The organism is Vibrio metoecus (assembly GCF_009665255.1).
In the GTDB taxonomy this organism is placed as follows: Bacteria; Pseudomonadota; Gammaproteobacteria; order Enterobacterales; family Vibrionaceae; genus Vibrio; species Vibrio metoecus_B.
In genome coordinates, this window is the sequence record NZ_CP035686.1 from 2,619,702 (window position 1) to 2,642,217 (window position 22,516).

At 51.7% G+C, this 22,516-nt stretch carries 16 protein-coding genes; 7 read left to right on the plus strand and 9 right to left on the minus strand.

Features of this window, described 5'->3' with window-relative positions; translation table 11 throughout:
• The first annotated feature begins 119 nt into the window (after positions 1–119).
• Positions 120–968, plus strand: a complete 849-nt coding sequence (locus EPB59_RS11925) for a MurR/RpiR family transcriptional regulator (RefSeq protein WP_000114970.1) — start codon at positions 120–122, stop codon at positions 966–968.
• A 26-nt stretch (positions 969–994) separates the two neighbouring features.
• Here the strand turns inward: EPB59_RS11925 and fhuB are convergent, their stop codons facing one another.
• The 4 genes from fhuB to fhuA form a co-directional block, all read right to left on the minus strand.
• The gene (gene fhuB, locus EPB59_RS11930) at positions 995–2,956 is read right to left on the minus strand and encodes a Fe(3+)-hydroxamate ABC transporter permease FhuB (RefSeq protein ID WP_154172937.1); all 1,962 of its coding nucleotides are present in this window, start codon (positions 2,954–2,956) and stop codon (positions 995–997) included.
• Positions 2,953–3,912 (minus strand): iron-siderophore ABC transporter substrate-binding protein, encoded by a 960-nt coding sequence (locus EPB59_RS11935; RefSeq protein WP_154172939.1) that lies wholly within the window; start codon positions 3,910–3,912, stop codon positions 2,953–2,955. The genes fhuB and EPB59_RS11935 overlap by 4 nt, the downstream gene beginning before the upstream one ends.
• Complete coding sequence (locus tag EPB59_RS11940; protein ID WP_148519182.1) at positions 3,903–4,688, minus strand: ABC transporter ATP-binding protein; 786 nt, start codon at positions 4,686–4,688, stop codon at positions 3,903–3,905. The genes EPB59_RS11935 and EPB59_RS11940 overlap by 10 nt, the downstream gene beginning before the upstream one ends.
• A 130-nt stretch (positions 4,689–4,818) precedes the next feature.
• Entirely contained in the window at positions 4,819–6,918 is a 2,100-nt protein-coding gene (gene fhuA, locus EPB59_RS11945; protein WP_154172941.1) for a TonB-dependent siderophore receptor FhuA, read from the minus strand.
• Positions 6,919–7,053: 135 nt separating this feature from the next.
• Here fhuA and EPB59_RS11950 point away from each other — a divergent pair, with 135 nt between their 5' ends.
• Positions 7,054–8,883, plus strand: a complete 1,830-nt coding sequence (locus EPB59_RS11950) for an ABC transporter ATP-binding protein (RefSeq protein WP_195707002.1) — start codon at positions 7,054–7,056, stop codon at positions 8,881–8,883.
• A 35-nt stretch (positions 8,884–8,918) separates the two neighbouring features.
• Here the strand turns inward: EPB59_RS11950 and EPB59_RS11955 are convergent, their stop codons facing one another.
• The 3 genes from EPB59_RS11955 to recQ all read right to left on the minus strand — a co-directional run bounded on the left by EPB59_RS11955 (position 8,919) and on the right by recQ (position 11,563).
• Complete coding sequence (locus EPB59_RS11955; protein WP_001235441.1) at positions 8,919–9,281, minus strand: hypothetical protein; 363 nt, start codon at positions 9,279–9,281, stop codon at positions 8,919–8,921.
• A gap of 154 nt (positions 9,282–9,435) precedes the next feature.
• Positions 9,436–9,735, minus strand: a complete 300-nt coding sequence (locus tag EPB59_RS11960) for a DUF3630 family protein (RefSeq protein WP_000807267.1) — start codon at positions 9,733–9,735, stop codon at positions 9,436–9,438.
• A complete protein-coding gene (gene recQ, locus EPB59_RS11965) occupies positions 9,728–11,563 on the minus strand; it encodes an ATP-dependent DNA helicase RecQ (RefSeq protein WP_154173221.1) in 1,836 nt (611 codons plus the stop codon). The genes EPB59_RS11960 and recQ overlap by 8 nt, the downstream gene beginning before the upstream one ends.
• Before the next feature lie 166 nt (positions 11,564–11,729).
• On the opposite strand from recQ, the gene rarD reads away from it, so the two are divergent.
• The 4 genes from rarD to EPB59_RS11985 all read left to right on the plus strand — a co-directional run bounded on the left by rarD (position 11,730) and on the right by EPB59_RS11985 (position 16,264).
• A complete protein-coding gene (gene rarD, locus EPB59_RS11970; protein WP_154172945.1) occupies positions 11,730–12,632 on the plus strand; it encodes an EamA family transporter RarD in 903 nt (300 codons plus the stop codon).
• A 174-nt stretch (positions 12,633–12,806) separates the two neighbouring features.
• A complete protein-coding gene (gene ggt, locus EPB59_RS11975; RefSeq protein ID WP_195707003.1) occupies positions 12,807–14,561 on the plus strand; it encodes a gamma-glutamyltransferase in 1,755 nt (584 codons plus the stop codon).
• Between the two features lie 156 nt (positions 14,562–14,717).
• Positions 14,718–15,521, plus strand: a complete 804-nt coding sequence (locus EPB59_RS11980; RefSeq protein WP_195707004.1) for an AraC family transcriptional regulator — start codon at positions 14,718–14,720, stop codon at positions 15,519–15,521.
• Between the two features lie 74 nt (positions 15,522–15,595).
• The gene (locus EPB59_RS11985; RefSeq protein WP_001004604.1) at positions 15,596–16,264 is read left to right on the plus strand and encodes a LysE family translocator; all 669 of its coding nucleotides are present in this window, start codon (positions 15,596–15,598) and stop codon (positions 16,262–16,264) included.
• A 744-nt stretch (positions 16,265–17,008) separates the two neighbouring features.
• Here the strand turns inward: EPB59_RS11985 and uvrD are convergent.
• Positions 17,009–19,180 (minus strand): DNA helicase II, encoded by a 2,172-nt coding sequence (uvrD, locus tag EPB59_RS11990; protein WP_000566886.1) that lies wholly within the window; start codon positions 19,178–19,180, stop codon positions 17,009–17,011.
• A gap of 137 nt (positions 19,181–19,317) precedes the next feature.
• Complete coding sequence (gene prlC, locus EPB59_RS11995) at positions 19,318–21,360, minus strand: oligopeptidase A (RefSeq protein WP_154172951.1); 2,043 nt, start codon at positions 21,358–21,360, stop codon at positions 19,318–19,320.
• 278 nt (positions 21,361–21,638) lie between these two features.
• Here prlC and EPB59_RS12000 point away from each other — a divergent pair, with 278 nt between their 5' ends.
• On the plus strand, positions 21,639–22,478 hold the full coding sequence (locus tag EPB59_RS12000) for a 23S rRNA (adenine(2030)-N(6))-methyltransferase RlmJ (RefSeq protein WP_000954221.1): 840 nt from the start codon (positions 21,639–21,641) through the stop codon (positions 22,476–22,478).
• Positions 22,479–22,516: the final 38 nt, after the last annotated feature.

Consider the following 22,516-nt stretch of genomic DNA (forward strand, 5'->3'; position numbering starts at 1 on the left):
ATCGTGAAAAGCATCGAGAAAAACAAACATTCAACCATGAAGCCATTGATTGAGAAAGAGTGAAGCGTGGCAGGCATTATTCCTACAATGGAATAATTTATTCATAAGGAGTGTAAAAAATGTCCGTACTACAACGCATCGTCAGCCGTCGCACCCAACTTTCCGAGAGTGGCCGCCAGATTGGTGATTGGGTTCTCGCCAATGCGGCGCAGGCGGCAGCGATGACCAGCCAAGATTTGGCCGCGTGGGCCAATGTGAGCCAATCGAGCATAGTCAAATTTACCCAACGGCTTGGTTTTAAAGGCTACAGCGAATTTAAACTCGCCCTCACCGAAGAGCTGGGACGCAAACAAGTCATGGTCAACCAGCCTTTACACAGCAACATCTTGGCCGATGACCCCGTCGCCGTAATTGCCCAAAAACTGGTGCAAACCAAAACCGAAGCGATGTTCCACACCACCAATGCTCTGCGTTTGGATGAGTTTAGTGAGGCGATCAGCTGGATTCAGCAAGCGGTGCGGGTACAGATCATCGGGATTGGTGGCTCAGCGCTGGTCGCCAAAGATCTCGCATTTAAGCTGCTCAAGCTCGGTATTACCGCGCTCACGGAGCAAGATAGCCACGTGCAGATCGCGACCGCTCGCACCTTACATAGCCAAGATGTGCTGATTGCGATTTCATTTTCCGGAGAAAAGCGCGAAATTCTGATTGCAGCGGAAGCGGCCAAACAGCAAGGTGCGAAAGTGATTGCCCTGACCACACCGAACAAAAATCGCTTACGTGAACTGGCCGATCTGGCACTGGATACGATTGCCGATGAAACGCAGCACCGCAGCTCTGCGATTGCTTCGCGTACCGCGCAAAACGTGCTGACCGACCTGATTTTTCTCACCCTCACTCAGCAGCGTGAAACGTCCGCGCGGCAGTTGATCGATGACATTTCTTCCGACATTCGCCAGATGCGTTGAGAGGCGAACGCCTCTCAACTTCGGGTTTAGCGTGCACGCTGACTGAGTAACAGCAGCAGAAAATAGCTGCCACCAATGATTGCCACTAGCGTGCCTGCGGCAATTTGCGCGGGGAATAACAAGGCTTGCCCCAACCAGTCTGCCCATAGCATCAAGGTACCACCGACCAACGCAGCGAGCAGAAGTTGAGATGAAGCACGCTGCGCGCCGAGCATCATCGCCATGTGTGGCGCAATCAAACCGACAAAGCTGACGGGCCCCATGGTCGCAGTCACCAAAGCGCACAACAGCGCGACCAAGATCAGCAAAACTAAGCTGGCGCGACTCGCACTCAAGCCGCGAGCAGTAGCAAAACCGCGCCCAATTGAGATCAAGGTAAGCCAACGAGACAAGCCAAGCGCCAACAGTGTTAACCCCACCACACCCACGCTGAGCAGCAAAGCTTGCTCGCCCGTGACACGATAAGTTGAGCCCGATAGCCACAGCAAAATCTGATAGCTGTCGCCCGTTCCTTTAGCTAAGGTAAATTGCACCAAGGCTTCCAACAGTGCGGTGATGGCAATCCCAGTCAAAATCAAGCTAGACGGTACGTAATGATGGCGCCGCCCAAGCAGCAATAGCACCACCAATACCGCAGCGCTGCCAAGCAGCGCCGTCATCCAGTGGGTGCTCTGCAAACTTTGCCCTAAAAACAAGCTAGCAAACACCAAGGCAAACGTAGCCCCCGAAGAGACGCCCAAAATATCAGGGCTGGCTAACGGGTTATAAATCAGCCGTTGCAGTAACGTTCCCGCGATCGCCAATCCCACCCCAGCAAACAGCGCGGTGAGCATGCGCGGCCAACGAAGCGGCCATTGAAACTCACTCGGCAGCGCCCAGCTTGCACTTTCCATCTGCCAACCAATATGTAAACCCAGAGCCAAAAATAAAGCCGCCGCAATGAGCATCACCGCCCATCGAGAAGGCGAACGACGATGTGAAGACAAGGAGATAGAGAGCGAATCCTGCGCTTGGAGCTGGCGACGACTAAACCAGATCAGAGCCGGAGCACCAATCACGGCGGCGGTAATGCCGCTAGGCACCACTTCCTCCGCCCACACGCTCAACCCCATGGCGAGCATGTCAGTGGCAAGCAGCAACAAAGCGCCAAGCAGCGCACTGCTGTATAACTCCATTTTTGGGGTGCGTGCCCCCAGTGAACGGGCGATATTCGGGGTTAATAAACCGATAAAACCGATCACCCCAACCGCAGTAATCGATGCGGATACCAACCAAATCCCACCCGTCATCAAAAGTAAAAAAGCAGGCAATACCGCTAAACCACGCGCCGCCGCCCCTTCATGGCCGAGCCGAAGCAAAGTCAGCACTCGTGGTGCAAACAGCAGTAACGGGAACACCAAAGCCAAACGCGGCAGCAACCAAGTGAGCCACTCCCAGCCGTTTTGCGCTAAATCACCAGCACCCCACATAAATACATTCTGGGCGAACTCTTCGTTCAGCAGCACCAAGGCCGTGGCAATCGAACCCAGCAAAATGTTCACCACCATGCCGGAAACGACTAGCGGTAATCCGGTGAGATTGCGTAACCCCGCAATCGAGATTATCAGTGCGAAAGCGAGCAGTGCTCCAGCCATCGCAGCCAATGCGCTGTAATCAGCCACCCAATCACTGAACCAGATATTGACGATAATCAGCCCCAACCAAGCACCGGATGAGGTTCCCAACGTCAGCGGTGAGGTGAGTCGGTTTTGGGTCAACTGTTGCATCAAGCTGCCCACCAACCCAAGCACCGCGCCCACCACTATGGCCATCACCGCACGGGGTAGTTGCGCGTAGATAAAATTCACCTGCGCGAAACTTTGCGCGGCTTGATTACCGAGCACCAATTGCCACTGCTCATTGAGGGTTAAATTGTGCCCCCACTGCACACTCACCAGCGCCAACAGCAGAGTCAGCGCCCCCAAACCAGTTAAACGCAGCACACTCATGATTGCGGAGCCACCGCCAGCAAGCTTTCGGTGATCGCTTCTGCGCTATAACGCAGCGACATCGCCCCGCCATAGCTCCACACGGAACGCACGGAATTGACACGTCCCGCCTGCACAAACGGCATCGCGCGCCACAACACCGATTTTTGCACTTTTTTCTCTTCCGCAAATGGCAAGAAATAGAGCACATAGCCTTGCTCAACGTGTTGCAACTCACTCAAGCGTTTTTGCACTATGCCCCACTCTTTCGGCGGCTGCGGCAGCGCTGACGATAAACCGAGCTGTTCTAGCACATATTGCGGCGTGGAGTTTTCGGTATACAAAAACACCGAGGTTGGGTTGGCAAAACGCAGTGTCACCACCGCAGGTAAAGTGTCACCAAAGGCGTGCTGTAGCGAAGCTTTCAGCTCAGCAAAACGAGCATACATCGCCCCCAACTTTTGCTGCGCCACAGCTTCTTGACCAAACAAGGTAGCTAAGGTTTTAAAGTGGCTAATCGCCACTTGGGCAGCGTTATCTTGCTCGAAAAAATTGGGTAGATACACCACTGGCGCGATGCGCCCTAAGGTGGCCAGCAAATCTTGTTGCGGCCCTGCGGCTAAAATGACATCCGGTTTAAGTGCGGCAATTTTCTCTAAATTCGGCTCAGTACGAGTGCCAATATCTTGCACCGAACTTGGCACCTCGGGTTGCACAACCCACTGCACGTAAGAACTCAATTCCGGCGCGCCAACGGGCTGAATGCCCAGTTCAAGCACTTGTTCAAGCAGATCCCAGTTCAGCACCACCACTCGCTGTGGAACCTCAGCAAAAGTGTGCGTCCCTTGGCTATCCGTCAGCACAATTTGTGCTTGCACGGGCAGTGCGAATAGACAAAGCGCGGCAAGCCAGCCAAAAACCGTCTTCGGTCGGCAAATGTTCCGCAAACGAACACTCCATAGACTCATCAAGCACATACGATCGCAACCTTATTAGTAGAAGAGTGAGAAATGGGATTCGGGTGATCAATCAAACGGATCGGTGAGTGATACAGATCCGACAACCGCTGCTCATCGAGCAACAACTCAGCACTGCCTTCAAAGGCGATCTGCCCCTGCTTAAGCGCCACAATGTGGGTCGCGTAGCGCAGCGCCAAATTGAGATCATGCAAAATCACGATAATACCCACGCCTTGGGTTTGATTGAGCTCCGCCAGCAGCGCCATCAATTGATATTGGTGATGCACATCAAGCGCCGACGTCGGCTCATCCAAAATCAGCACTGGAGATTGCTGTGCAAGCAGCATCGCCACCCAAGCGCGTTGACGCTCACCGCCGGAAAGCTCATCCGCCAAGTTATGCGCAAAACCACTCACACCCGTTTTTTCAAGTGCCGCATCGATAATCTGCTCATCTTCCTTGCGCCAACGGCCCAAGGTGCCGCGCCACGGAAAGCGCCCTAAACGCACCAATTCACGCACGGTTAATCCGGCACTGGTTGGCAATTTCTGCGGCAAAAAGGCCACGGCTTTGGCGAGGGTTTTACTCGGCAGTGATGAGAGTGATTGACCATTGAGGGTCACTTGACCGCAATCGGGCGACTGTTGGCCCGACAGTAAACTGACTAAGGTGGATTTGCCGGAACCGTTGTGACCAAGCACGACTGTCAGCTCATGGGTCGGAATGGTCAAATGATCGATCGCCAAAATGGTGCGCCCACCGCGAACCATTTGAATATCAGCCAACTGAAACATTGATCCCCCTAATAATTGGCATTCAATAAAAACAACAAATCCCGCCAGAAGCGGGAGTTGTCTGGCAGCCAATCATCCAAGAATACGGATAATTGGCTACCCCAAACGGCAAGTTCACAACGATTGCCGACTACCAGCGATAGTTGGCACTGAGCACAGCGCTGCGTGATTGGCCGTAGTAACACCAGTAATCACACCCAGATACGAACTCACGATCAAACAGGTTGTTGATGTTGAGCTGCGCTTGCCAGTTTTCTGTGATTTCATAGCCCGCCATCAGATCCACCAAGGTCACACTCGGCACCGCACGATCGCTCGAACGCGGATTATCTTTCGACTCACCGATGTAACGTACGCCGGAGCCAAACGTCCAGCCTTGCAGACCAAGCTGCGCCGCATCGTAATCCAGCCACGCTGACGCCTGATGTTTCGGGATCAAACCGGCTTGTTGTGTGCCCTTGCCACCCGTTTCATCGGTTTTGGCATCGGTGAAGGTGTAGCTGGCGGTCAATTTCAAGCTATCGGTGACATAACCTACGCTTTCGACCTCAATGCCTTGGGCAGTCATTTCACCCGTTTGCGTCGCCACAAAAGTCGTTGGGTTGGTCACCAGCGCATTTTGTTGGGTGATATCAAACCAAGCCAAGTTGATGTAACCATCATAAAACTCTGGCTGGTACTTCACGCCCACCTCAGTTTGTTCGCCTTTCAGTGGCTTATACAACTCACCCGTCGCGCTATCGATGGTGCTGAGCACATCAAACGATTGTGAATAGCTGAGGTAAGGCGATACACCATTGCTGGCCAGATACATCAAACCCGCATTGAATGAAAACTCCGCATCGCTGCGACTTTTACGCTGCGCGTTCTTTTGGCTTTCGTTTTCAGTATCGACCCAATCCATACGGCCGCCAATCAAACCAATCCACTGCTGATCCAGCTTGATTTGGTACTGCGCGTACAGGCTCGCTTGCTCTTTGGTAATAGTGCGATCCGCTGCGGAAGATTCATCGATAGGCGTGTAATTGCCATAAATCGGGTTAAACGGATTGATGGTGCCAAAGCTGTAGTTATCTAACTCAACACCTTGAGTCTGGTGGCGTTGCAGCTCTAAGCCCATCAACAGCGTGTTTTCAACACGGGCAGAATCCCACTTCGCCACCGCTTTGTTATCTAAGCTCAAGCTTTCGGTTGAACCATCACGGAACACAATGCCTTGCGTTAATGTGTCTTTACTTGGATCATCATTCGAGAAAGCGTAGCTGCTGCGCAGATAGAGATCGTTATCGCCGTAATTGAAGGTCTGTGACAGCGCCCAGACATCATTAAGATTATGTTCGAACAAGTAACCCAATGACACCTGACGACGCTCATACTTGTCGTAATCCGGTTGCCCTAAGTTGGTAGAGGGATCGATATGACCAAAGTTAGAATCGATTAAGGTGCCCGCCGCAGGGAAAAATGGGTTAGTCGGCACACCGCTGTCTTCCAAAAAGCTCGCCAGCAGGGTTAAACGGGTTTGCTCAGAAATATCGATGCTGAGACTTGGCGCAAGGTAGTTACGGCTGGTTTGCGTACCGTTCAACTGCCCATCATTCTCTTTCATCAACGCGACTAAACGGTAACGCACGGAACCGTCTTGATTCGCGTAATCGGAAATGTCTAAGGTTAAGGTGCGCAGCGCGTCATTGCCCACTTGTAGGCCAACCTCACCTTGTGGAATGTCGGTCGGTTTCTTCTGCACCGCATTGGCCACCCCACCCGGAGGCGCTTCACCATACAAAATCGAAGCAGGTCCTTTCAGCACTTCAATACGCTCTAAAGCGTAAGGTTCGATAAGCCAAGTGTAGTAACCATCACGGAACAGGCGGCTGCCATCTTGATAGGTCGCAGCATCAAAACCACGCACTTTGAGCCAATCAGTATCATTGTCCGCGCCATAAGGTTGAGCGGTGACGCCGGAGGTATAGCGCAGCGCTTCATCCAATTTTTGTGGCGCGCGAGCCACAATATCTTCTTGAGTGACAACCGATAGCGCTTTTGGCGTTTCTTGTGCGGGTGTTTCCACTTTCAAGGCTGAAGCGGTCACCACTAAGGTTTCTAACTGCTCAGTTTCTTGATTGGTATTGGCCATTACACTCGGTGCGGCAACCAAAACGACAGGGATGAAGTGCAAGCGAAGCGCACGACGGATGTATTGTCCGAGTTGGCTCGGGCGAATATCACGCATGATAAAAACCTCTGCTGTATGATTTGAGAATTGTTTTTATTAGTATTAACTTTCCGCAATTTTAGTGATAATCAGCTTAATTAAAAGCAAAAGTTGCGAATCTTTCTCAATTACTTTCATTAAGGCACCTTGTTCATGTTCCAATGGTTTGAAAAACTGACCGAACCTTTCCCGGCTCAAGAGCCGCAAACACCGCCTAAATCTTTGGTTGCTTTCTGTCGTTACTACACGCAAGGCTTTGAAAAACCGCTGTTATTGATGTCGCTACTCAGCGCCTGCGTAGCGATGGCTGAAGTCACTCTCATGCGTTATATGGGAGAGATTGTTGATATTCTCAGCACTCAAGAGCGCCACCAGTTTTGGGAAATGCATGGCGAACGGCTGTGGACGATGGCGGCACTGGTACTGGTAGTGATGCCGATTCTGGCACTCGTACACTCGATGTTGCTGCATCAAACCATTTTGGGTAACTACCCAATGTCGATCCGTTGGTCGACCCATCGCTACTTACTCAAACAAAGTATCGGCTTCTTCCAACGTGATTTTGCTGGGCGCGTTGCGACAAAATTGATGCAAAATGCGAATAGCGTGCGCGAAACGGTGCTGAAATTGGTCGATCTGTCGGTCTATATCGCGGTGTATATGGTGTCGATGCTAGTGATGATTGCCGAGGCTGACAAAGTTTTGGTGGTGCCGATCCTCGTTTGGTTACTGTTCTATATCGCGATTCAGGTCTACTTCGTACCACGCCTAAAAACCATCTCGACCGATCAAGCCAACGCACAATCGCAAATGACTGGGCGGATTGTTGATACCTACACCAACATCACCACCGTGAAACTTTTCTCCCATTCTCAGCGCGAAACCACCTACGCCAGAGCAGGAATGACGCAATTTTTGCACACGGTTTATCGCCAAATGCGTACCTTAACCTCGCTTCTCTACAGTGTGGATCTGATCAACTATCTGTTGCTGTTTAGCATTGCAGCCCTCTCGATCCAGTTATGGCTCGCGGAAACGGTCACCGTCGGGGTGATCGCAATTGGCATTACGATCGCGCTGCGCATGCAAGGCATGTCGAAGTGGATCATGTGGGAAATTCGCGCTCTGTTTGAAAGCGTTGGCACCGTTATTGACAGCATGAACACCATAGCGAACCCAGTGGAAATTGAGGATCGCCCACAAGCAAAATCGCTCCAAGTGAAATTTGGTGAGCTGAGCTTCTCGCAAGTTCGTTTTGGTTACAGCGCGCAAAAAACCGTGTTTGACGATCTCAACTTGGTAATTCAAGCCGGAGAGAAAGTCGGCATTGTCGGCCGCTCTGGCGCGGGAAAATCCACGTTAGTCAATCTACTGCTGCGCTTTTATGATGTGCAAAGCGGCCAAATTCGAATTGATGGGCAAGACATTAGCCATGTCAGCCAAGAGTCGTTGCGCCGCCATATCGGCATGATCACCCAAGATACTTCACTGCTGCACCGCTCGATCCGCGATAACATTTTGTACGGCGACCCGGATGCCGATCAAGCCGCCATCGAAGAAGCCGCTCGCCAAGCGCATGCTCATGATTTCATTCAGGAGTTGCAAGATGAGCAAGGCCGCACTGGGTATGATGTTCAAGTCGGTGAACGTGGCGTGAAACTGTCTGGCGGCCAACGTCAACGTATTGCGATCGCACGCGTGCTCCTGAAAAACGCGCCAATATTGATCATGGACGAAGCAACTTCCGCACTCGATTCTGAAGTGGAATCAGCCATTCAAGAGAATCTGCATACTTTGATGGCAGGCAAAACCGTGATTGCGATTGCGCACCGTTTATCGACAATTGCCGCGATGGATCGGCTGATTGTGATGGATGAAGGGAAAATCGTAGAGCAAGGCACGCATCAAGAGCTACTGGCGCACAAAGGGATTTATGCCCAGTTATGGGCGCACCAGACCGGCGGTTTTATTGGCGAAGCCTAATTCTTGAGACACGATAAAGCCCCGCAAGGGGCTTTTTACTGCGCCTCTTCGGCACAGTGCATACGGTGAAACACGCGGTGAATAGCGGGGGCAAATAAAGTAGCAAGGGAGACAAAAAACACCGTCTCAATGAATAAGCTATAAAAAGCCAAAAAGAGGTGTAAGGCTGCAGATTGGTGGAAATCCGCCACCGGATAAGGGAGCTCAAGGCCGCTCACCATCGAGAGTGCATTAAGCCAAGCTTGAGCAGCAGCCAGCTCCGCCAGCAACATAAAGCCAATCACCCCTGGCAGCAGACCAACGAGCAATACCAATAAAGCAATCAACGCATAGCGTAGGCAACGCCACACAAACCGCTCAAACGAAATGACTTCTTGATGAATCGACTCTAAACGCATTCGCCTCTCCTCCATTGGTCATAGGTGGATTATCCGTAAGTGCTAAGACCTATAGGCGCGAAAACCCATAAGTGCATGGGTCTTAGCATAAGGGGCGAAAAATAAAAGAAAAGCACAGACTGCGCGCGATGGAACAACGCTCGACTTTACTGGCTTAGATGCGCTGCAAGAGCTTGGCAATAAACGCCAGCTCCTCATCGCCCTGACCTGCGGTTAGGGTTTCCAGCCACAATGATTGGCTGTAATGCTCGCCGCGCAGCAGTAAATGGCAACCTTCGAAATCGATCAGCCAAGTGTGAAGATCCGCATCGCACTGCTTTTCCAACACCCGAGCGGAAAGTAAGTTCACCAAACGCAAAGCGGTTTCAGCAAAAGCCTCAAAATCGAAGTTTTCGGCGCGCACAATCAAGCGTCCTTCAGCAGCAAGGTATTCGCCTAAACCAAACTCAGCCATGATAGGTCAAATGCTCCTGAATCAGATCCAAAAACGGGTCGGCGTATTTTTCTAGCTTGCGCTGCCCAACCCCATTCACCGCCAACATTTCGCCATAAGAGGTCGGCATGATCTCCGCCATATCAATCAAGGTGGCGTCACTGAACACCACATACGGTGGTAAGCCTTCATCATCGGCGATCGATTTACGCAGCTTACGCAGTTTGGCAAACAGCTTTTTGTCGTAGTTTTTACCCGACAACTTATCGGATTTCGCCGCGCGCGCCGCGGTATCTAAACGCGGTACCGCCAGCTCAATATTCATCTCACCGCGCAGCAGGGGGCGCGCTTCTTCGGTCAGTTGCAATGTCGAGTTGCGCGTGATGTTTTGGTAGAGCATGCCTTTGTGGATCAGTTGGCGGAAAATACTCACCCAGTAGTCGTGGCTGTGATCGCGGCCAATGCCGTAGGTGGTGATTTTGTCGTGGCCATGCTCGCGAATACGGATGTTCTGCATCCCGCGCAGCACTTCCACCACATAGCCAATCCCGAAGTTTTGATTGACGCGATAGACACACGACAGCGCTTTGCGCGCCTCTTCCGTGGCATCAAAACGCTTGGGCGGATCGAGGCAGATATCGCAGTTACCACATGGCTTATCGCGATATTCGCCAAAATAATTGAGCAACACTTGGCGGCGACAAGTTTGCGCTTCAGCAAACGCGCCCATGGCGGTGAGTTTGTGGCTTTCAACTTGTTTTTGCGCGCCATCGGGTTTTTCATCCAGCATGCGGCGCAGCCAGTTCATGTCAGCAGGGTCGTACAGCATCATGGCTTCAGCAGGCAGGCCATCACGCCCTGCGCGGCCAGTTTCCTGATAGTAGGATTCAATGTTGCGTGGAATATCAAAATGCACCACAAAGCGCACGTTGGGTTTATTAATCCCCATGCCAAACGCCACGGTCGCCACCACAATTTGCAGGTCATCACGCTGAAACGCCTCTTGCACCCAAGCGCGTTCATCGGCGTCCATCCCGGCATGGTAACTGGCGGCGCGAATGTGGTTGCCGCACAGCTTTTCAGTGAGCATTTCGACTTTTTTACGGCTGCCACAATAGATGATGCCGCACTGCCCACGCTGCGTTTCCAGATAACGAATCACTTGCGAAACCGGCTTATGTTTTTCCACCAGCATGTAGCGGATGTTCGGGCGGTCAAAACTGCCCAGATACTGATGCGGCTCATTGAGCTGCAAACGCTGCATAATGTCGTGACGGGTCGCGTCATCCGCAGTCGCCGTCAGCGCCATCACCGGCACATTCGGGAAACGCTGCTTAAGCTGGCCTAATGAGGCGTATTCAGGACGAAAGTCGTGTCCCCATTGCGAAATACAGTGCGCTTCATCGACCGCAATCATGGCTAACGGCAGATGGCTGAGCCGTTCGATAAACTCGGCGGTCAATACCCGCTCTGGCGACACATACAGCAGCTTGAGCTGGCCAGCGTGCATGCGGTTATAAATCGCGATCAGCTCCTCGCGCGCCAAAGTAGAATTCACGCACTCGGCGGCGACACCGTTGGCTTTAAGCTGGTCAACCTGATCTTTCATCAGCGAAATCAGGGGAGAAACCACTAAGGTGACCCCTTCCAACACCAGTGCAGGGATCTGGTAACAGAGTGATTTACCACCGCCCGTCGGCATAATGACCAAGCTATCACGCCCAGCCAGCGCCGCCTCAATCACCTCTTGCTGACCGACACGAAATTGCTGATAGCCAAACACCTCGTGCAAAACACGTTCAGGAGTGGCAAAGAGAGCAGAAGATTCAGCCATTAAAGTCGCGGTCATATCGATAGAATGCAAAGTAAGAGTCATGGGTCGCCAACAAGCTGGCTATTGTAGAGGGGTTACTCGGTGAATAAAACCGCAAAATACGTACAGGTTACGATTCTCAGGTTATACTCCGATCCCGCTGCCGCCGACGCGGTCATCACGATAGCCAGAGAAATCATCCATGACGCCTGACCAACACAACGCTAAAAAAGGTATTCTGCTCGCCATCAGCGCTTACACCATGTGGGGTGTGGCACCGATTTATTTCAAAGCACTTGGTGCCGTATCCGCACCAGAAATCCTCAGTCACCGTGTTCTGTGGTCATTTGTATTACTTGCCGTACTCATTCACCTTGGTCGCCGTTGGCGCAATGTGGTGGAAGTAGCGCAAACTCCGCGCAAATTTTGGCTGCTCTTGCTCACCGCCTTGCTCGTAGGGGGTAACTGGTTGATTTTTATCTGGTCTATCAACGCCAACCATATGTTGGATGCCAGTTTAGGCTACTACATTAACCCGCTACTCAACGTGCTGCTCGGCATGCTGTTTTTAGGGGAACGGCTGCGTAAATTGCAGTGGTTTGCGGTCGCGCTTGCCGCGATTGGCGTGGGCATTCAGTTAGTGGTGTTTGGCTCAGTGCCGATTGTGGCCATTGCCCTTGCCACCAGCTTTGGTTTTTATGGTCTACTGCGTAAAAAGATCCAAGTCGATGCGCAAACGGGCTTGTTCCTTGAAACCCTATTTATGCTGCCCGCTGCAGCAATTTATCTGTTCTGGTTCGCTGACAGTACCACCAGCAATATGATGCTCAATGATTGGCAACTTAATCTGCTGCTTATCTCAGCAGGGGTCGTCACTACCTTGCCTCTTCTGTGCTTTACCGGAGCGGCAGCACACCTCAAACTCTCTACGTTAGGCTTTTTCCAATACATTGGCCCAAGTTTAATGTTTCTGCTTGCGGTGTTGGTGTATGGCGAAGCCTTTACCAGCGATAAAGCCATCACCTTTGCCTTTATTTGGGGCGCACTCGTCATCTTCAGTTTTGATGGTTTAAAAGCAGGACACGCAGCACGGCGTGCACGTTAGTGTTCGCCACCGAGGTAAGCAATCCCTTGCTTACCTCTCTATTCCATCTCGTCTAACTCGTTCAATCTTGAGACATTGCTGCATAAATCATCGATTTAGCCAACAACCCGCTAGAACAACTCTTTAACCAACCGTTAACATGACATCTTCATAACAACGAAAATGGAGATGGGCATGAACTGGACTCATACCCGCTTGGCGCTTCCTGCGCTGATGTTTGCAATAGCTGCACAAGCCACCCCGAATCAAGCCACCGATGCGGTTGCGCCAGAACAAGCCACCGGCTTTGAGCACAAACCGTTAGTCAAAGCCAAAAACTGGATGGTCACGGCGGCTAACCCACTGGCGAGCGAAGCGGGGGCTTCGATTTTACGCCAAGGCGGTAATGCGATAGATGCCATGGTGACGACACAACTGATGCTGGGCTTGGTTGAGCCGCAATCATCCGGCATTGGCGGTGGATCGTTTTTGGTCTACTGGGATGCCAAGAAAAAAGCGCTCACCACATTCGATGGCCGCGAAACCGCGCCACTCAACGCGACACCTGAACTGTTTTTAGATAGTACAGGTCAGCCAATGAAATTTTACGATGCCGTGGTCGGCGGTCGCTCGGTTGGCACTCCCGGCACAGTCAAACTGCTGTGGGAAACCCATCGTCAATACGGCAAGCTGGAATGGGCGCGCTTGATTGAACCTGTCGCCAAACTCGCCGAGCAAGGCTTTGAGGTTAGCCCTCGCCTGGCGGCACTTATTGCAGAAGATAAAGAGCGTTTAGGCCGTTTTCCTGCCACCAAAGCCTATTTCTTTGATGCACAAGGTGAACCCCTCACAGCCGGCACTTTACTGAAAAACCCGGACTACGCCGCCACACTCAGAGCCATCGCACAGCAAGGCGCCTCCGCCTTCTATCAAGGTGACATCGCCAAAGACATCATCGCCACGGTGCAAAATGCGCCGGGCAATCCCGGAGTGCTCGCTCAGCAAGATTTTGATACGTACCAAGTCAAACAGCGTGCGCCCGTGTGCGCGGCTTACCAAACTTACCAAGTCTGCGGCATGGGGTTACCCAGCTCAGGCGGTCTGACAGTGGGACAAATTCTCGCCCTCACCGAGCAGTACGATCTTAAAGGTTGGGGCGCGCAGGATGTGAAATCATGGCAAGTGTTGGGTGATGCCTCACAACTGGCGTTTGCCGATCGCGGCTTGTACATGGCCGATCAAGATTATGTGCCCGTTCCGACCCAAGGCTTATTGGATAAAGCCTATCTGGCCGAGCGCGCTAAACTCATCCAACCCGGCAAAGCGCTGACCAGTGCGCCAGCAGGCAATCCGCCTTGGCATCATGCGCAGCTACGCAGCCCCGATCAGTCGATAGAACAGCCCTCCACCAGCCACTTCAACATTGTTGACCGTGAAGGCAACGTGGTTTCCTTCACCACCTCGATCGAAAACGCGTTCGGCTCACGCTTGTTGGTGCGCGGCTTTTTACTCAACAACGAACTGACCGATTTTTCGTTTGCCACGCAAAGTGAAGGTCGCCCGATTGCCAATCGCCTAGAGCCGGGCAAACGCCCACGCTCTTCAATGGCACCGACCATTGTCTTGCAGGATAACCAACCCTATCTGGCGATTGGCTCACCCGGTGGCAGCCGAATTATTGGCTATGTGGCGCAAGCACTGATTGCGCACATTCAGTGGGATATGGATATTCAAGCCGCGATCAATCAACCGCATGTGCTGAATCGTTTTGGCGAAATCGAGCTCGAACAAGGCACCTCTGCTGAGCAGTTCAAGCCCGCGCTGGAAAGCTTGGGATCGAAAGTAGGGATCAAAGAGCTCAACTCAGGTCTGCACGCCATTCGTATTACCGCGCAAGGTCTTGAGGGAGCCGCTGACCCTCGCCGTGAAGGCGTCGCCATCGGCGAGTAAGCGTTAACTCAAAAAGTGATGGGCAGAGTCTGTCCATCATTTTTTACTCGCACCTCATTTTTCCCACCCACGCGCAGAGGCACTGATCATTTTTTACAAGACAAGCTCTGACTCACCGCTTAAGATTTTGGCAAGTTAGCCCACTTTTTGGTCTCTATGGATAAAGTGCATTATCGCCCAACCGCTTACCCCGCGATCAGTCTGATTGAAGCCGACTATCGCCAGTTTGCGTTTGAGCGTCACTATCATCTGGATATCCATATCGGTCTCATCACCCAAGGTGTACAACGTTTTTATCACCAAGGGGCTTGGCATCAAGTGGGACAAGGTGGTGTGGTACTGATGTCACCCGATGAATTGCATGATGGCCACGCGCACAGTAATACGGGCTATCAAGTACAAGTGTTCTCCATTGAACCTGAATGGTTACAGCAGACGCTCGAAGCCAACCAGATTGAACAAGTGATCGGCTTTGAGCAGTTGATTGTACAAGACCCGACCCTATTTCACTCCTTGCAGCAACTTCACCATTTGCTGCGACAGGACAACCTCAGCCAGCTCGCCAAAGATTGCTTACCTTATCAAGGCTTTGCTCCGCTGCTTGAGCGTTATAGCTACCTAAAACAACCCACCGTCAAACCGCTTGGCCAACACAATCTCGCCCTACTCAAAGAGTGGGTACTCAGCCAGCTTGACCAACCGATCCGGCTCGAACAGTTAGCGCAATTGTGCCAACTCTCCCCAACTCAATTTCAGCGCCATTTTAAAGCGCAAACGGGGCTCACGCCTTACGCTTGGTTACGACGGCTACGACTAGAGCAAGCAATGAAACTGCTGCAAAGTGGCAAACCAGGCACAGATGTCGCGTATCAGGTCGGCTTTTACGATCAGGCCCATTTCAGTAAAGCCTTCAAAGCCACTTATGGCCTTTCGCCTTCTTTGATCACTCGCTTTTGTTAACCACGCTGTCAAAAATTTACAAGCTCCTCGCGCTCGCCGCGCGGCATACTGGGTAAATAATGTGAGGAGAAAGCATGAACGAAATGTCCATTTTAGCCACCTTAGCCGGTGTGCATTTTATTGCCTTATTAAGCCCGGGTCCTGATGTCGCCTTAGTGGTGCAAAACGCTACACAGCACGGGCGTAAAACTGGCGTGATGATCGCGTTAGGTTTGTCGTGCGGCATTTTAGTCCATTTGATTTTGAGCCTGACCGGCATTAGCTACTTAGTCAAACAGCAGCCAATGCTGTTTAACCTGTTACAACTGGCTGGCGGCAGCTACTTGCTTTATCTGGGGGTCGGCGCTTTGCAATCAGTGATGGCGCAAAAAAACGCCAGCACACCAACGCACAGCCCTGCGCTCTCCATTCTCGGCAACCGCCGTCAAGCCTTCACAAAAGGCATGATGACCAATCTCTTGAATCCCAAAGCTCTCGTGTTTTTTGTCAGCCTGTTATCTAGCCTGATCCCAGCCAGCATGTCTGTGTCTGGCAAGGTGAGTGCCGCTGCGATTCTGGTTGGCTTATCCCTAACTTGGTTCTCCTGTTTAGCTTGGCTGCTTACCACGTCTGCCATGCAACAACGCATGCAGCGCATTACGCGATCCGTCGATAGCATATGCGCTGCGGTGTTTATCTTGGCCGGTGGCGTGATTTTATGGCAAGCAAGCCGCGCTATAGCACAAACCTTCGGATGGCTATGATCCGACTTTGGCCGATCATGCTGTGCGAGATCTCTTACAAAGCGGTAGGACAAATTCGCTTTCTGCGATAAAAAACACTGACAAAAACAACTTAAATAATTGTTTTTAAATAAAATGTTCAAAATCTCATTATTTCGAACATCAAGAAATCGCTTCGCTTTGCTTGTTCAGAAAGCTCAGCTCAGTAAGATGAATCTCGTCGGAAGGATACTGACACGGAACAGGAAAGCACCAAGGATTGGTGATCTTCAGGAAGAAGAATCGAACATTCAGGATGAATGCTCGGCAAGGAAAGCGTTATTGGACATTGAACGGACGCAATCGTTGCTAGGATGGTAACGACAAGGATGGGAAATGGACACCTCTGGACGAGGCAAGGACTGAACATCAGGATGATGGCAGGGACACCGCTCAGGGAACAAGTGATGTGAACTCGCTAGGATTGTGAGTTGTAATGGAAGACACAGGACACCGCTAGGATGGCGATGCAAGGATTGAGCTGACGGATTGCAGCGTACTATCAAGGATTAGATGCAGGGAGCACCTTTTAGTAGCTGGAATGCTGCGAGTAAGACTCTAACCCCGGTGGGCTTGCCCCCGGGGTTTTCTTTTTTCTCCCGAAAAGTCATCACCACTTTACTCCTCAACAGAAACGTTAATCGTTACTTTGTATCTAGGGGCAATTTGGCAATTTCTTCCCGACCTCCCCCTAAAAGGGGGAGCCACGTCGCCGCACTATTCTATCTACACCTTCTCTAATCTCGCGTAAGCCGTCACTAACCACTTAATGCCTTCGCCATTAAACGCCACTTGCACTCGGCTTTGCGGGCCACTGCCTTCAAAGTTAATGATGGTGCCTTCGCCAAATTTCGGGTGACGGACTCGTGAGCCCAAATTAAAACCGGTTTCGTTAAAGCTTTCTTTGACTACGGTTTGGCTAAAGCGCCCTGTGCTGGTTGGGCGGCTGACTTGCGCCTTCATGCGTACTTCATCCAAACACCCTTCTGGCAGTTCACGAATAAAGCGTGAGGGTTTGTGATACTTGTCTTGCCCGTACAAGCGGCGCATTTCCGCGTAGGTGATGTAGAGCTTTTGCATCGCGCGGGTCATACCGACGTAACACAGGCGACGCTCCTCTTCGAGACGCCCCGCCTCTTCGGCAGACATTTGGCTCGGGAACATGCCCTCTTCCACGCCGACCATAAACACCAGCGGGAACTCTAATCCTTTGGCACTGTGCAAGGTCATCAGCTGTACCGCATCATCATGCTCATCGGCTTGGCCTTCACCCGCTTCCAGTGCCGCATGGGTCAAAAATGCGGTCAGCATGGTCATATCCTGCGCTTCTTCTGGCTTTTCAAACTGGCGCGTCGCCGTGACCAGCTCTTCCAAGTTTTCAATCCGCGCTTTGGATTTTTCGCCTTTTTCTTGCTGATACATCTCCAGCAGACCAGAGGTTTTTACCGCATGGTCAGTCAGCACATGCAGCGGCATGTCGATGCCTTCCTCTTCCAAAGCATTGATCAGTTCAACAAAGCGACTCAGCGCGCTAGCTGCACGCCCAGTTAAGACTTGGTCATTAAGCAGACCGACACTGGCATCCCACAAGGTGCAGCCACGATCGCGCGCGGCAAAACGAATGGTCTCTAGGGTTTTATCACCCAAACCGCGCGGTGGCGTATTAATCACTCGCTCAAATGCGGTGTCGTCATTACGGTTATTAATCAAACGCAGATAACTCAGCGCATCTTTGATCTCTTGGCGTTCGAAAAAGCGCATCCCGCCATAAATGCGGTAGGCCAAGCTCGCCTGCAATAATGCCTCTTCCAATACCCGAGACTGGGCGTTGTTACGATACAAGATCGCACAATCAGTGAGCGTGCCGCCTTGCTCCTGCCAACCTTTGATTTTGCTGACCACAAAGCGTGCTTCATCGAGCTCGTTATACGCTGAATACACCGAAATAGGTTCGCCAACCAAGCCCTCAGTCCACAACTGCTTGCCCATCCGCTCGCTGTTATTGGCGATCAGTGTATTTGAGGCTTCCAAAATGGTCTTGGTGGAGCGGTAGTTTTGCTCCAGTCGAATGGTATTCACGCTCGGAAATTCGCGGGTAAATTTTTCGATGTTTTCTACTCGCGCGCCACGCCAGCCGTATATCGATTGGTCATCATCACCCACGATCATTACGTTCGACTGTGCGCCCGCCATCATGCGTAGCCACGCGTATTGAATCGCGTTGGTGTCTTGGAATTCATCGACCAAAATGTGCTTAAAGCGCGCCTGATAATGCTCGCGAATGTGCTGATTACCACGCAGAAGCTCTAGGGCGCGCAGCAAAATCTCGGCGAAATCAACCAAGCCGGCGCGATCGCACGCTTCTTGGTAAGCGGTGTAAAGCTTGAGATAAGTTTGAGTAACCGGATCAAAGGCGTTGATGTGCGCCGGGCGCAACCCTTCATCTTTTTGATTGTTGATCCACCACGCCACTTGGCGCGCCGGCCACTGTTTATCATCCAGATTGTGCGCTTTGATGAGGCGTTTGAGCAGACGCTGCTGATCGTCACTGTCGATGATCTGAAAATCTTCCAGCAGCTTGGCGTCAAGATAATGAGCGCGCAGAATGCGGTGGCAAATGCCGTGGAAAGTGCCGCACCACATGCCAGAGGCGGTGCCATGCATCAGCTCTTCAATTCGGCCACGCATTTCGGCTGCGGCTTTGTTGGTAAAGGTCACCGCCATCACCGAAAACGGCGAGGCTTCTTCCACCGACATCAACCACGCAATCCGGTGTACCAGCACGCGGGTTTTGCCACTGCCGGCACCGGCCAAAATCAGTAAGTTTTCCAGTGGCGCTGCCACCGCTTCGCGTTGTTTATCGTTGAGACCGTCGAGCAATAGAGAGGGATCGATCATGACTTCGCCACTGGTTATTTATACATAATGGCGACGATTATAACCCCAAGTGTCGCAGATACCCAAACGTCTTGAATGGGCGCAGCGGTGGCCGGAAAAATTTCAGCCCACACGAGGTGGGCTGAAAGTACTATCGATTACGCGGCGATTCCGGCATGACGCAACAGAGCATCAATTTGCGGCTCACGGCCACGGAAGCGCTTAAACAGCTCCATCGGCTCTTCACTGCCACCCATTTCAAGGATGTTGTTGAGGAAGCTCAGCCCCGTTTGGTGGTTGAAAATGCCTTCTTCTTCAAAGCGTGAGAACGCATCCGCCGAAAGCACTTCTGCCCACAAGTAGCTGTAGTAACCGGCGCTGTAGCCACCCGCAAAAATATGGCTAAAGCTGTGCGAGAAGCGGTTCCACTCCAAGCCCGGCAACACCGCCACTTTCTTTTTCACTTCCGCCAAGGTTTCCAGCACTTTTGGCCCCACTTCTGGGTCGTAAGTGGTGTGCAGAGTGAAGTCGAACAATCCGAACTCCAACTGGCGCAGAATAAACATCGCTGATTGGAAGTTTTTCGCCGCCAGCATTTTATCCAGCATCGCTTTCGGCAGTGGCTCGCCCGTTTGGTAATGACCGGAAATAAACGCCAGCGCTTCCTCTTGCCAACACCAGTTTTCCAAGAATTGGCTTGGCAGCTCGACCGCATCCCAAGGCACACCATTGATGCCTGATACCGCGCCCACTTCCACTTGGGTCAGCATATGGTGAATGCCGTGGCCAAATTCGTGGAACAGGGTCGTCACTTCATCGTGGGTAAACAGTGCCGGCTTATCACCCACTGGGCGGTTGAAGTTACACGTTAGGTAAGCCACCGGTGTTTGCAGCTCACCATTATCGGTAGTGCGACGTACACGACACTCATCCATCCACGCGCCACCGCGTTTGTGTTCACGCGCATACAGGTCGAGATAGAAGCTGCCACGCAGCGTCCCTTTTTCGTCAAAAATATCGAAAAAGCGCACCGATTCGTGCCATACATCCACCCCTTGGCGCTCTTTGACTTGCATACCAAACAAGCGGTTCAGCACTTCAAACAGGCCATTCACTACCTTGTGCTCAGGGAAGTAAGGACGCAGCTCTTCATCGGAGATTTCAAATAGATGCTGCTTTTGCTTTTCGCTGTAGTAAGCAATATCCCACAGCTCAAGCTGCTTGACGCCAAACTCACTTTCGGCAAATTGGCGCAGCTCTTCCACTTCACGCTCACCCTGTGGTTTGGCTTTGCTGGCGAGATCATTTAAGAAACCAAGCACTTGATCAGTGGTTTCGGCCATTTTAGTGGCCAGCGATTTTTCGCTGTAAGTGCTAAAGCCGAGCATACGCGCGATTTCATGGCGCAGTTTCAGTTGCTCAGCAATGATTTCGCTGTTATCCCATTTACCCGCATTCGGGCCGCGATCCGAAGCACGTGTCACATACGCTTCATACACTTCTTTGCGCAGCGCTTGGTTATCACAGTAAGTCATCACAGGTAGGTAAGATGGAATGTCTAACGTCAGCAGATAACCGTCTAGGCCTTTACCTTGGGCTGCTGCTTCTGCCGCCGCTAACGCAGACTCCGGCATGCCCGCCAGTTCGTTCATGTCCGTAATGTGCTTGGTCCAACCCATAGTGGCATCCAGCACGTTGTTAGAGAACTTAGAGCCCAGCTCAGACATACGCTTGCTGATTTCGCCATAGCGCTTTTGCTCTTGTGCTGGCAAGCCAATGCCTGACAACTCAAAATCACGCAGACTGTCAGTGATGGTTTTTTGCTGCGCACGCGTTAATGCCGCGAAGCCTTCGCTCTCTTTTAAGGTTTTGTACGCTTCAAACAGGCCTTTGTGCTGACCAACCCAAGTGCCATATTCAGAAAGCAGCGGCAGGCAGCTTTCATACGCTTCACGCAGTTCATCACTGTTCACGACAGAATTCATGTGGCTGACGGGGGACCAGATGCGGCTTAGACGATCATCCACCGCTTCAATCGGGGCAATCACGGTTTCCCAACTCGGCTGTGGGTTATCGGCCAGAACCTGATCTATGGTGTGGCGACAATCCGCTATCGCCTGTTCAACCGCTGGCTTTACGTGCTCCGGTTTAATCGCAGAAAACGGCGGCAGATCCGTAAAGGTAAGAAGTGGGTTTGACATAAAAAGATTCCTTTTCATCATAGAGACAGGCCGAATTTTGACCTGGGAGTTATGCTAGTAAATATAGGTAGCAGAATGATTTTTCAATAGGAGGCGGTAGGAAAAGCGTTGCAAAATACGACTCAGTCGCGCCTTTCGCTACACAAAAAACCGCGGCTTTACGCTGCGCTCTGCGCCATAAATCGGTATATAATCAAGCCAATATTTTTATTTCTATTACTAGCGGCAGGCTGAACAGCCTCTAGTACAGCGCCCCTTGAAGGGTTTGAGAGTCTATTTTGTTAAGTTACCGACACAGTTTCCATGCGGGCAACCATGCGGATGTGCTGAAGCATATCGTGCAGAGCCTGATCCTCAATTCTCTACAACAAAAAGAGAAACCTTTTGTCTACCATGATACTCACTCTGGTGTGGGTCGTTACGATCTGACCCATGAATGGTCGGAGAAAACCGGCGAATACAAACAAGGGATTGCAAGAGTCTGGCAACAAGACAACATTCCAGCGGAGCTCGATAGCTATCTGGATGCGATTCGCCAGCTCAATCAAGGGGAAACTCTGCGTTACTACCCAGGTTCACCCCGTGTAGCACGCGCCCACCTGCGTGAGCAGGATCGCATGGTGCTGACCGAACTCCACCCAAGCGATTACCCATTGCTGGAGCAAGAGTTCCATCGTGATCGCCAAGTCTCTATCTATAAAGAAGATGGCTTCGCGCGCCTGAAAGCCAGTTTGCCGCCACAAGAGCGCCGCGGCTTAGTGCTGATTGACCCGCCTTATGAGCTCGCCAAAGAGTATCGCGATGTAGTGCAAGCGATCGCTCAGAGTTACAAACGCTGGGCAACCGGCATCTATGCGATTTGGTATCCGGTGGTCAATCGCTGCGATATCGATGACATGTTAGAAGGCTTGCAAGGTTTAGGGATTCGCAAAATCTTACAAATTGAATTGGGTGTTTCTCCTGACACCAATGAACGCGGCATGACGGCTTCCGGCATGATTGTAGTGAACCCGCCATGGACGCTGGAAAGCCAGATGCAGACCATTTTGCCTTTCCTCAAACAGGCGATTGCCCCTGCAACGGGACATTACAAAGTTGAATGGGTCGTGCCTGAATAATCGGCTTTTTCATCAAGGCAGGTGGATTCTGACGCACT